Origin of the sequence: Paenalicyclobacillus cellulosilyticus (assembly GCF_014647315.1) — a bacterium.
Lineage (GTDB): Bacteria > Bacillota > Bacilli > Alicyclobacillales > Alicyclobacillaceae > Alicyclobacillus_J > Alicyclobacillus_J cellulosilyticus.
In genome coordinates this window covers 1-10760 of record NZ_BMOY01000057.1, presented here as the reverse complement: position 1 = coordinate 10760, position 10760 = coordinate 1, and the positions used below count along the sequence as shown (strand labels likewise).

At 66.3% G+C, this 10760-nt stretch carries 12 protein-coding genes; 9 read left to right on the top strand and 3 right to left on the bottom strand.

The features are described from left to right. Together IEX97_RS12250 and lpdA are read left to right on the top strand one after the other, a co-directional pair. Positions 1-1043 (top strand): dihydrolipoamide acetyltransferase family protein (locus IEX97_RS12250; RefSeq protein WP_188883380.1); only part of this gene is annotated, 1043 nt, incomplete at its 5' end. A gap of 3 nt (positions 1044-1046) precedes the next feature. Further along, positions 1047-2456, top strand: a complete 1410-nt coding sequence (gene lpdA / locus IEX97_RS12245; protein WP_188883379.1) for a dihydrolipoyl dehydrogenase — start codon at positions 1047-1049, stop codon at positions 2454-2456. A gap of 348 nt (positions 2457-2804) precedes the next feature. Here the strand turns inward: lpdA and trmL are convergent, their stop codons facing one another. Both trmL and IEX97_RS12235 read right to left on the bottom strand, forming a co-directional pair. Continuing rightward, on the bottom strand, positions 2805-3263 hold the full coding sequence (gene trmL, locus IEX97_RS12240; protein WP_188883385.1) for a tRNA (uridine(34)/cytosine(34)/5-carboxymethylaminomethyluridine(34)-2'-O)-methyltransferase TrmL: 459 nt from the start codon (positions 3261-3263) through the stop codon (positions 2805-2807). Between the two features lie 9 nt (positions 3264-3272). After that, positions 3273-4286, bottom strand: a complete 1014-nt coding sequence (locus IEX97_RS12235) for an amidase domain-containing protein (protein ID WP_188883378.1) — start codon at positions 4284-4286, stop codon at positions 3273-3275. A 154-nt stretch (positions 4287-4440) separates the two neighbouring features. Here IEX97_RS12235 and IEX97_RS12230 point away from each other — a divergent pair, with 154 nt between their 5' ends. After that, on the top strand, positions 4441-5526 hold the full coding sequence (locus tag IEX97_RS12230) for an isocitrate/isopropylmalate family dehydrogenase (protein ID WP_188883377.1): 1086 nt from the start codon (positions 4441-4443) through the stop codon (positions 5524-5526). A gap of 59 nt (positions 5527-5585) precedes the next feature. After that, positions 5586-6143: a C40 family peptidase gene (locus tag IEX97_RS12225; RefSeq protein WP_188883376.1), complete on the top strand. Its 558-nt coding sequence runs from the start codon at positions 5586-5588 to the stop codon at positions 6141-6143. On the opposite strand, the gene IEX97_RS12220 is transcribed toward IEX97_RS12225, so the two are convergent. Then, positions 6108-6461 carry a hypothetical protein gene (locus tag IEX97_RS12220; protein WP_188883374.1) on the bottom strand — a complete coding sequence of 118 codons (354 nt, stop codon included), beginning with the start codon at positions 6459-6461 and terminating at the stop codon, positions 6108-6110. The two genes, IEX97_RS12225 and IEX97_RS12220, sit on opposite strands and share 36 nt — an antisense overlap. On the opposite strand from IEX97_RS12220, the gene IEX97_RS12215 reads away from it, so the two are divergent. The 5 genes from IEX97_RS12215 to IEX97_RS12195 all read left to right on the top strand — a co-directional run. Further along, positions 6435-7319, top strand: a complete 885-nt coding sequence (locus tag IEX97_RS12215; RefSeq protein WP_188883371.1) for an ABC transporter permease — start codon at positions 6435-6437, stop codon at positions 7317-7319. The two genes, IEX97_RS12220 and IEX97_RS12215, sit on opposite strands and share 27 nt — an antisense overlap. After that, the gene (locus tag IEX97_RS12210) at positions 7320-8384 is read left to right on the top strand and encodes an ABC transporter ATP-binding protein (protein WP_229776888.1); all 1065 of its coding nucleotides are present in this window, start codon (positions 7320-7322) and stop codon (positions 8382-8384) included. Beyond that, positions 8353-9306 (top strand): ABC transporter ATP-binding protein, encoded by a 954-nt coding sequence (locus IEX97_RS12205; protein ID WP_229776887.1) that lies wholly within the window; start codon positions 8353-8355, stop codon positions 9304-9306. Before IEX97_RS12210 ends, IEX97_RS12205 begins: the two co-directional genes overlap by 32 nt. A 61-nt stretch (positions 9307-9367) precedes the next feature. Then, entirely contained in the window at positions 9368-10273 is a 906-nt protein-coding gene (locus IEX97_RS12200; RefSeq protein ID WP_188883370.1) for an ABC transporter permease, read from the top strand. Positions 10274-10460: 187 nt separating this feature from the next. Next, positions 10461-10760: hypothetical protein (locus IEX97_RS12195; protein ID WP_188883369.1), on the top strand; the 300-nt coding region annotated here is incomplete at its 3' end.

The following is a 10760-nucleotide window of genomic DNA, read 5'->3' as shown; positions in this document are numbered from 1 at the left end:
CGTCAGGGACGGCTGCGGCGAGCGCCACGGCCGGGACAGGCGCCCCGGCGGCTGCCGCGACACCCGCCGGTGGACAAGCGGTTTCGCCTTCGGTGGCGCGCGAGGTGCTGGCGACACCCGGCGTGCGCAAGTATGCGCGGGAGAAGGGTGTTGATCTCACGCAGGTGCAGGGTACCGGGCCGAACGGCAAGATCACGAAAGCAGACGTCGACCGGTTCTTGAGCCAGGGTGCACAGGCACAGGCACAGGCACCAACCGCCGCGGCCGGAACCGCCGCGCCCGGCGCGGCTTCCGCGCCCGAACCGGCGGACGCGGCGGGCGCGGCCGCTGCAGAAAGCGCGGCACTGGAAGAGCGCGTACCGCTCACCACCATCCGCAAGCGGATTGCGGAGGCGATGGTGCGCTCGATGTACACGGCACCGCACGTGACGCTGATGGACGAGGCGGACGTGACGGAGCTCGTCAAGCTGCGCCAGGAGATCAAGCCCATCGCGCAAGAACGCGGTGTGAAGATCACCTACCTGCCGTTTGTTGTGAAGGCCATGGTCGCCGCCCTGCGGCAGTATCCGGAGCTCAACGCCTCGCTCGACGAGGAGCGCCAGGAGTTGATCATCAAGCGGTACTACCACATCGGCATCGCCACCGATACCGAACGCGGCCTGTTGGTCCCGGTGGTGCGCGACGCCGACAAAAAGAACATGTGGACCATCGCCGCCGAGATTGAGGACCTGGCGACGCGCGGCCGCAACGGCAAGCTCACGCCCGCAGAGCTGCGCGGGAGCACCATCTCCATTACCAACATCGGATCGGCCGGCGGGATGTTCTTCACGCCCATCATCAACTACCCAGAGGTCGCGATCCTCGGCATCGGCCGCATCACCGAGCGCCCCGCGGTGAAGAACGGCGAGATTGTCCCGGCCCAGATGATGGCCATCTCGCTCAGCTTCGACCACCGGGTCATCGACGGCGCGCTCGGCCAGCGCTTCATCAACACGCTGAAGCGGCTGCTGGAGAACCCGCGCCTACTCTTGATGGAGGTGTAACCCATGGTCGTCGGTGAATTCACCCAGGAAGTCGACGTCCTCGTCATCGGCGGCGGACCGGGCGGCTACGTGGCCGCCATCCGCGCGGCGCAGCTGGGCAAGCAGGTGACCCTGGTCGACAAGGCGGAACTGGGCGGCGTGTGCCTCAACCGCGGCTGCATCCCGTCCAAGGCGCTCATCACGGCGGCACACCACTACGAGTTGGCCAAAGGCCAACCGTTCCCCGGCATCAAGACGACCGCCGAACTCGATTTCGCGGCAGTGCAGCAGTGGAAGCAGTCGGTGGTCGACAAGATGACCGGCGGCGTGAAGGCGCTGCTCAAAGGCAACAAGGTGAACGTGGTTCAGGGCGAGGCGTTCTTCTCCGGACCCAACGAGGTTCGCATCATGTCGGAGCACGAGAGCGGCCGCTACGTGTTCAACCACTGCATCATCGCCACCGGATCGCGCCCGGTTGAGCTGAAATCGGTCCCGTTCGGTAAGCGCGTCCTCTCTTCCACCGAGGCGTTGGCGCTCGACCACGTGCCGAAGAGCCTGGTGGTCATCGGCGGCGGGTACATCGGGATTGAGCTCGGACAAGCGTACGCCAAGTTCGGCAGCAAGGTGACCATCATCGAGGGTACGGGCTCCATACTGCCCACCTTTGATGAACAGCTGTCGCGTTTGGTGGTGCGCAGCTTGAAGAAAAACGGCGTGGACATCTACACCAACGCCCTCGCCCAGTCGGTCAAGGAGGATGCGGACGGCGTCACGCTCACCTTCACCGTCAACGGCGAGGAAAAGACCATCACCGCCGAATACGTGCTGGTCACGGTCGGCCGGCGGCCAAACACGGACGACCTCGGACTCGAGAGCATCGGCGTCAAGCTCAACGACAAGGGCCTGATTGAAGTGGACGCCCAGTGCCGGACGAGCGTCCCGAACGTGTACGCCATCGGCGACGTGGTGCCGGGCGCCGCGCTGGCGCACAAGGCGTCGTACGAAGGCAAGGTGGCGGCGGAAGCCATCGCGGGGCTGCCGAGCGCGGTCGATTACCGGTGCATCCCGGCCGTGGTGTTCTCGGACCCGGAGATTGCAACCGTCGGTTTGTCGGAGGCGGAGGCGAAGGCACAGTACGGCGAGATTGCGGTCGGGCGCTTCAACTACGGCGCCAACGGGCGCGCGGTGGCCCTGGGCGCGGACGCGGGCTTTGTCAAGCTCATCGCCGACAAGAAGACGGGCCTGTTGGTCGGCGCGCAGGTCATCGGCATGGAGGCGTCCAACCTCATCGCCGAGTTGGGCTTGGCGATTGAGATGAGCACCACCCTGGAGGACATCGCCCTCACCATCCACGCCCATCCAACGCTGGGCGAAATGGTCATGGAAGCGGCGGAGGTCGCCCTTGGCCATCCGGTGCACGTGTTGGCGAAGTGAGGGAAGCGAGTCGTCCGGCAACCCCTCTCCGCACGGGAAGATGTAAAGCCCCACCTCGGCCTGAGGTGGGGCTTGTCGTTCGCAAACGGCACGCCATCGAGACCGGCCCAGCGCATGCGGGCTTGCGTCGCCAACGCGGGGAAGACAGGGTTGGTGGCCAAAACCAGCCGGTACCCCTTGGCGTGCGCGGTTCGACATATTTCCCGAGCAATAGGAGTCGGCCGCGTATTTTGGCGTAATGCATCGAACGCTTCGGTGTAAACAGCGTGGTCAGCGCCACGTCTTCACCCCTTTCCGGATTCTGCATCCCCGGCGCGGTCTGGCCGCCAACCACTGCGCGCGTCCGCCCTACACCAAACCGGGAAAGCCCAGTTGGCGCAACGCTTCAAACACGACGATGGCCACGGCGTTGGACAAGTTCAAAGAGCGGGCTTGCGCACGAATCGGAATCCGGAACGTCTCCTCCGCGTGGCGCTGGAGGATGTCGTCGGGCAGGCCGCGGCTTTCCTTGCCGAACACGAGGAAGTCCCACGGCTGGTAAGAGACGTCCGTATACCACCGCTTCCCTTTGGTCGAGAGGTAGAAGAAACGCCCTTCGGGATGGCGCGCCCACAGTTCATCGATGCTGTCGTAGTAGCGGACGTCGAGCAGGTGCCAGTAGTCGAGCCCGGCACGTTTTAACTGTTTGTCGTCCGTCGAAAAGCCAAGGGGGCGAATGAGGTGCAGCACACAGCCGGTGGCTGCGCAGGTGCGCGAAATGTTGCCGGTGTTAGCCGGGATCTCGGGTTCATGCAGCACGATGTGCAACACGGTGATTCACCCTCGTCCAGTGTAACACACCGCATCCGGCAGATGGACAAACGCGTACCGGGTGCGCGGCGTCCAAGCCGGGCTGTCGAGATAGAGGAAGTGGCGGCGGAAGCTCGCGGCCGCGTGCGCGTTGACGAGCGGATCGCCCCGCCCGTCGAAATCGGTGACGACGGCCACGTGTTGATAAAATCCTTGGCCGTTCCAGTCGTAGAACACCAGGTCACCGACCTTCAGTTCCCGCGGCCCGGATGCGAGTTCTCCTCCTGCCTCCTGCAACAGATAGGCACACAACCGGTCCGCCGAGCCCCAACTGTCGCTCCACCCTGGCGTTCCGGACCCGCCGGCTGGCCACGCACACCACCAGCCGCCGCCTCCATCCGTCCGCCGGCTGGGCATGTTTCCGGCCAAGAGGCACTGGGATGCAAAATTCGCGCTGTCCGCTGCGAGAACCGGGAAGTCGGGATTGTGCCCGTTCCACCACAGATCGGCGTACCGCTGCACGCGCACACGGTCGTAATGCGTACAGCGGGTGAACAGCGGTTGTATGACGGACATCCCGCCCGCCACAGACGGCACAGCAGGCGGCTGAGGTGGGTGGACCGGAGGCTCCGCCGCCTCAGCCGGCGGTTCGGAAGGCGCTTCCACCGCCGCCAGGATCCAATGGCCGTCCGCGGCCCGCTGCCAACGTTGCCGATGCAGGATGCAACGCGCTTCGACGCCGACATCCGTCCGGTCCGCATACAGCCAGGTCACGGTCTCCTCGGCCCACACCTCGACCTCCGTCTTCTCCTCTTTGACCGCTCCTCTCCCCGGCTGAAGACGGACGCGGGTGCGCGCGCGCAGGATGGATATCCCGCGCCGGCGCACCGCGCGCCGCTGCAAGACCACCGCGTGCTCCAGTTCCGCGGCGGCTCCCGGCTGCGCGCGCGCGGCAGCCAGGGCGGGCACATAATCCCCCGTCACCCAGGCGGCGTTGCGCCCAGCGAAATACCCGCGTACGGCTTCGAGCAGTTGTTCCATGCAGCGTACCTCCTCCTCTGCCCTGTGGTTCGCACCGCGCTTTTCTTCCATAGCGTATGCGTCCGTCACGGCACCTGCCCGCTGCCGTTTCATGCCGCAGCCATGGCTGTGTTATACTGGAACCGCATTTGAACGCAGCCGAGGTGATGACAGCGTGGGTCAGCCGACCATCGTGGTCATGGAATGGGATCAAACGGGACAAGAGCTGCTGGAACAAGCTCTGCGCGTGCTGGCGGAGGACGTGATTGGATTCCCGATACAGTTTCTCCGCTACGACCTCTCCCTCGAGAACCGGCGCAAGACACAAAATCAAGTGGTATACGATGCGGCGCAGGCGATGAAGCAGCACAAGTACGGTCTGAAAGCTGCGACCATCACGCCGGAGGCCAAAGGGGATGTCGGCAGCCCCAACGCCATCCTGCGCAAAGAGATCAACGGGACCGTCATCGTGCGTACCGGGCGGCGCATTCCCGGCGTCGCGCCTCCCGTCGGTGTGTTCTCCCCCATCTCCGTCGTGCGCATGGCGGTCGACGACGCTTACGGTGCCAAGGAATGGCGGGAGACGGTCGACGGGGATGAGTGGTCGTACCGGACAGAAAAGATCTCCCGCAAGGTGTGCCGCGGCGTGGCGGAGTATGCGTTCCAGCACGCCAAACGTTTGAAGGCGAAGGTGTTCGGCGGCCCGAAGTTCACCGTGAGCCCTGTGTACGAAGGCATGTTCAAAGAGGAGCTGGACGCGGCGGCCAAGCGCTATCCGGAAGTCGAATACGAGCCGCAGCTCATCGACGCCACCTACGCGCTCCTCTTGGTGCGCGCCGGCGAGCCGCTCGTCATCCCGGCGCTCAACCGGGACGGAGACTGTTTGTCCGACCTGGTGCTGCAGATGTTCGGGTCCATCGCCGGATCGGAGTCCATCCTGCTCGCGTTGGACGAGGCGTGGCAGCCGCAGGTGGTGATGGCGGAAGCGCCGCACGGCACCGCCCCGAACCTGTTCGGCAAAAACGTCGCCAATCCGATGGCGATGATCCTGGCCGGCGCGTGCCTTCTGGGTTATCACGACGACCGCAAATGCCAATTGGCTTCGCGCGCCATCTACGAAGCGACGCTGGAAGCGGTCATGGCGGGCGTGCGCACGGCCGATCTGGGCGGCGGCGCGAGCACCACGGAGTTCACGGACGAGGTCATCCGGCGCGTCAAGACCAAGCTCGAGGTGTGGAGCACGTTGGGTGAGAGCGTCTGAGCGATCCGGCTTGGCAAGCGGCACATGCAGGACGTGCACGCCACGAGGAGGGAAGCACGATGTTCTTCGCGCGACGGTTCTTCGCGCGACCATCGGCCAGACCAAGGCAAATTGCGGCCATCTGCGCCGCCGCGCTGGCGTGGACCGGGCTTGCGTCCGGTCTGCTGCCGGCCTCCTTGGTGTCCGCCGGCGCTGCAGCACAGGCGGGAACGGGCGATGTGATCATCCACATCGGTCCGTCCCAAACGGTGCAAGCCACGACAGCCCGCCAAATCGCGGTGTGCCAGTGGGCGCTGCGCTACCTCACGCAGCCCCTGCCGCCGAAGACAGACGCTTCCGGCTTCATCCAGATGATCTATGCACACGCCGGCATCAAGCTCCCGCGCACCATCGCGGAACAGGCCCGCACCGGAAAACCGATCCGCAACCGGGACGCCCTGCGTCCGGGTGACCTGGTGTTCTTCAGCGCGGACAACGCTTCGCACGCCGTGACGTTCGTCGGCATCTATCTGCCAGACAGCCAGGTGTTGGCGTTGACCACACACGGGGTGCGCATGTTCAGCCTGCGCGACCCGTACTGGTCACCGAAGTTTCAGTTCGGGACCCGTGTGCTGTGACCGTGCGCGCCGCCGTCGGCGCGCCTTGATGGCAGCCTTGATTGCAATCGCTTTCAAACCCGCCGTGACCTTCGGCTTCTGGATCTTGCACGTGGCGATGCGCCCAGGATTGCTCTCATTTCTACGAATTTCTATGAATGCCTCAACAAACTGCTTGATGGTTCGCTCTGTTTGCGCTATAACAAATTCATTAGCAGACAGCGCTTTCATCTTTTCCCGTGCCCGCGAACTTTCGCCATACGCACGTTTCGCCACCCGCCGAGAGCGGTTTAGGAGGTCGATTGCACCCGCATGAGCAGTGTGCCGAGCCTCATCCATCCTGTCCCCTCCCTGGTCTTCCGGCGGCGGAGCGCTTGGCGGCGCTTCGTCCGGAGCAAACTGTCCGTCGCCGGTCTCGTGTGGCTGACGCTCATCGCCGCAGCGACCGCATTCGGCCCGTGGCTGGCCCCGCACCGGCCGACCGACATGGACTTCATGCACGCCAACGAAGGCCCGAGCTGGCAGTTCCCGTTCGGCACCAACAACCTCGGCCAGGACCTGTTCAGCATGGTCCTCTACGGCATCCGCTACTCCATGGTGATTGCGGTGGTGGCCACGGCGGTCGCCTTCCTGGTCGGCGCCGTCATCGGCCTCGCCGCCGGGATGCGCGGCGGCTGGGTCGATCACGTCCTGATGCGCTTCACCGATTTCATGTTCGCCTTTCCCGGGTTCTACTTTGCCATGATCCTGCTCGTGACCCTGGGCCGGGGCATGCCCTCGCTCATCCTCGCCATCGGCGTCACCCAGTGGGCCGGGTTCGCACGGCTCATCCGCGGCCTCGTCCTCACCATGCGCGACGGCGATCTCGTCGAATCCGGTCACGCCATCGGCGCCTCGACGTGGTACATCGCCACCCGGTACGTGTTCCCGAACATCGTGAACAGCATCATCGTCTACACCGCGTTCACCATGGCCAACATGATGAACCAAGAAGCGATGCTGAGCCTGATTGGCTTCGGCCCGGAGTTGCCCGTGGTCAGCTTCGGCACCCTCATGGCGATGGGGGCGACTTACGACTTGGGCTACACGTACCTCATGTACATCCCGACCAGCATCTTCATCCTGACCCTGATGTCGCTCGTCGCCGTCGGCGACGGCTTGCAGGAGATGCTCAGCCCGAAGGGAGCCGTGAAGTGAATGGGCCTTGGAATGGGCCTTGCGCCTGACACCCTGCTCGACGTCCGCGGCCTCGAGGTCGTCTTCGCCCAGCCGGACGGCCCGGTGTATGCGGTCAACGGCGCCTCGTTCCACGTCCGGCGCGGCGAATGGCTCGGCATCCTCGGTGAAAGCGGTTCCGGGAAGTCGGTGTCTTTGCTGTCCATCCTCGGCCTCCTCGGCGACAACGGGCGCGTCACCGCCGGCGAAGCCTGGTTTGACGGCGAGGACCTGCTCCGCCTGCCGGAACGGCACCTGCGCACCATCCGCGGCCGCCGCATCGGCGTCGTGTTTCAAAGCGTCTCCGCCGGCCTCAATCCGTTCCTGCGCGTCGGCGCCCAGGTGATGGAACCCATGCTGCAACACCACTTCTGCGGCAAGGCGGAGGCGCGCCAGCGGGCGCTGGCCCTCCTCGCCGAGATGGGGATCCCGGACCCCGAAACGCGCTTTCACAGCTTTCCGTTTGAACTCTCAGGCGGTATGCGCCAGCGCGTCATGACCGCGGTTGCCCTCGCCTGCGATCCCGACCTGCTCATCGCCGACGAGCCGACGACCGCGCTCGACACCACCGTCCAGGTGCAGGTGCTCCGCGTCCTGCGCGACGCCTGCGCCCGCCGCCGGATGGCCACCATCATGGTGACCCACGACATCGGGGTCGCGGCCAACGTGTGCGATCGCGTCCTGGTCATGTACGCCGGGATGGTCATGGAGGTCTGCCCCATCGACGAGTTCATCGAGCGCCCGGCCCATCCGTACACCCTCGCGCTGCGGGCGTCGCACCTCGATGTGCGCCACCGCCGCAAGCCCCTGGTGTCCATTCCCGGCACCGCACCCGTGCTGCGCGAGCCGCCGCGCGGCTGCCCGTTCGCCGAACGGTGCGCGTTCGCCGCGGACGTGTGCCGGCGGGAACGTCCGCCACTCATGCCGCTCGCGGAACCTGCCGCCGCGGCCGGCACCGGTGCGCCTTCGGATCGCCATTGGGTCGCCTGCCACCGCGCAAAGGAGGTCGTTGCACTTGGCGATCACGCCGTTGTTGACCGTCGCTGACCTGACCAAGTCGTTCCGCGTCCGGGGGCGCCGTTTGTACGCCGTACGCCAGGCCAACCTGGAACTTGGCGCCGGCGAGACGCTCGGCGTCGTGGGCGAGAGCGGATCGGGCAAGTCGACCCTGGGACGCTGCATCCTGCGGCTGCTCGTGCCCGACAGCGGCCGCGTGGTGTTCGACGGCACCGACCTCGTCCGCCTCGCGAAGCGCGACCTGCGCATCCGCCGCCGGGACATGCAGATGGTCTTCCAGGACCCGCTCTCCGCCCTCAACCCGCGCTTCACCGTCGGCCGCAACGTCATGGACCCGCTCATCGTGCACCGGATGGGGACGCGCAAGGAGATGCTGGCACGGGTGGAGGCGATGCTCGAACGGGTCGGGCTGTCGCGCAGCCACGCGCAGGCGTATCCGTTTGAGCTCTCGGGTGGCCAGCAGCAGCGCGTGATGATTGCGCGGGCGCTCATCCTGAATCCGAAGCTCGTGGTGTGCGACGAGCCGCTCTCCGCCCTCGACGTGTCGGTGCAGGCGCAGATCATGACCCTGCTGCAAGAACTGCAGCGGGATTGGGGCTTGTCCTACATCTTCATCTCGCACAACCTGGCATCGGTCGGTTACATGAGCACCAGGGTGGCAGTGATGTACCTGGGGGAGATGGTCGAGCGGGCGGCGGTGGACGACCTGTTCGACCGGCCGCGCCACCCGTACACCCGGATGCTGCTCGACTCGGTCCTGAACCTGCCGGAATCGGCGGCGGCGCGCGCGCCGCTCGTCACCATCCCGGGCGAGGTGCCGTCGCCGCTCGCTTTGCCGTCCGGGTGCAGCTTTCACACGCGCTGCCCGTTCGCCGAAGCGCGGTGCCGCCTCTCCCGGCCGCCCTTGCGCGAGGTGGCGCCGGGTCACTGGGCGGCATGCCACCTCGCTTGACGGATAGGCACGCCAGCGCCCCATCCAGAGCGCCATACGCCACGCATGTGGAGGGATTGCCATGCCGGTCGTCCGCTTTCTCGCCGCGCGCGTCGCGGGCATCGTCATCGCCTTGTGCGCGGTGGTCGCCGTCGCTTACATCATCATGTTCTTCGCGCCAGGCGGACCGTACAGTTCACTGGCCGTCACCCACCCGGAGATGATTGTGCCGTCGCTCGTCCAGGGGACCATCCAGACGGTGCGCGACATGATGACCTTCCACCTCCAGGTGCCGCCGCGGTTTTTCATGCAGGCGTTTTCCATCTCGTTCACGCTGGCCATGGGATCGCTCCTCATCGCGGCCGCCATCGGCCTGCCGCTCGGCGTCTTCGCCGCGGTCAAAGCGCGGCATTGGCTGGCGCCGGTGGCGACGTTGGCCGGGCTCATCGCGCAGGGGATGCCGCCCTACACGGTCGCGTTCTACCTGCAGCTGGTGTTCGGAGTGTTCATCCCCATCCTGCCCTTGCACGGTTGGGGCGGCCCGTCGTACGCGATTCTGCCGATGTGCGCTTTGGCGGCCGCCAACATCGGTTACTTCACCAAGTTCATGCAGGCCGGGATGAACCAGGCGTTGCGCCAAGACTACCTGGTCAGCGCCAAGGCGCGCGGCCTGCCGGGCTGGCGTCTCGTGCTCCGGCACGCCCTGCGCCCGGCGCTGGTCTCGGTCGTCACCTTCTTCGGGCCGCAGACGGCGATGGTCATCGCCAACACCGTGGTCGTCGAGACCCTGTTTCAGATCCCGGGGATGTCGAGCGTGTTCCACTATACCCTGTCCGCTTTGGGACAGCCGATGGGACCGGGCACCCAGGGCGATATGCACGCCGCCATCGCGTCCCTGTTCGTGCTCTCCATCCTGGTGATGTTGCTCAACCTCTTGGTGGACATCCTCTACCGCGCGCTCGATCCCCGGCTCGGTTGGTCGTCCTGAGGCGGCTGGTGGGCTTTCGCCCAGCCGCCGCCGCCGTGCGCGTCATAGGATGGCGGTGGGCCGCCCAGGTCACACCCTGCGGCACGGCTGGACCGCAACACACGCCGCCGCAAACCGGCTGCGCCCGGCCGGCACGGTGCCGGCCATGGCGCAGCGCAGCACCGCGGCCCGCGAGGAGGCTTCAGCCATGCGCACCGCACGCCGCACGCCCGCTTGGCTTTCGCCCATCCTCGAACAGCTGTTCTCCCCGCCCGCGTTTCTGCCATCGCCTCCGCCCACAGTGGAAGCCAACCGCATCCACCCGGTCGATGCGGCGGCCGCCGGCCGCACGGTGCCCTGGCGCGACCGCACATCCCCGGCCGGCACCGGCACATCCGCCGCACACCCTGTGTCAGCAAGCCGGAACGGGCACGTGCGCGGCCGGCGCCTGGTCCGCGGCCGGATGGCCCGGCGCCGCGCACGAACCGCCTCGCCTCCAGGCGGCACG

Excerpts from the sequence above, each read along its gene's own strand:
- lpdA (WP_188883379.1), top strand. The coding sequence starts at position 1,047 with ATGGTCGTCGGTGAATTCACCCAGGAAGTCGACGTCCTCGTCATCGGC.
- IEX97_RS12235 (WP_188883378.1), bottom strand. The coding sequence starts at position 4,286 with ATGGAACAACTGCTCGAAGCCGTACGCGGGTATTTCGCTGGGCGCAAC.
- IEX97_RS12225 (WP_188883376.1), top strand. The coding sequence starts at position 5,586 with ATGTTCTTCGCGCGACGGTTCTTCGCGCGACCATCGGCCAGACCAAGG.
- IEX97_RS12215 (WP_188883371.1), top strand. The coding sequence starts at position 6,435 with ATGAGCAGTGTGCCGAGCCTCATCCATCCTGTCCCCTCCCTGGTCTTC.
- IEX97_RS12220 (WP_188883374.1), bottom strand. The coding sequence starts at position 6,461 with ATGGATGAGGCTCGGCACACTGCTCATGCGGGTGCAATCGACCTCCTA.
- IEX97_RS12210 (WP_229776888.1), top strand. The coding sequence starts at position 7,320 with ATGGGCCTTGGAATGGGCCTTGCGCCTGACACCCTGCTCGACGTCCGC.
- IEX97_RS12200 (WP_188883370.1), top strand. The coding sequence starts at position 9,368 with ATGCCGGTCGTCCGCTTTCTCGCCGCGCGCGTCGCGGGCATCGTCATC.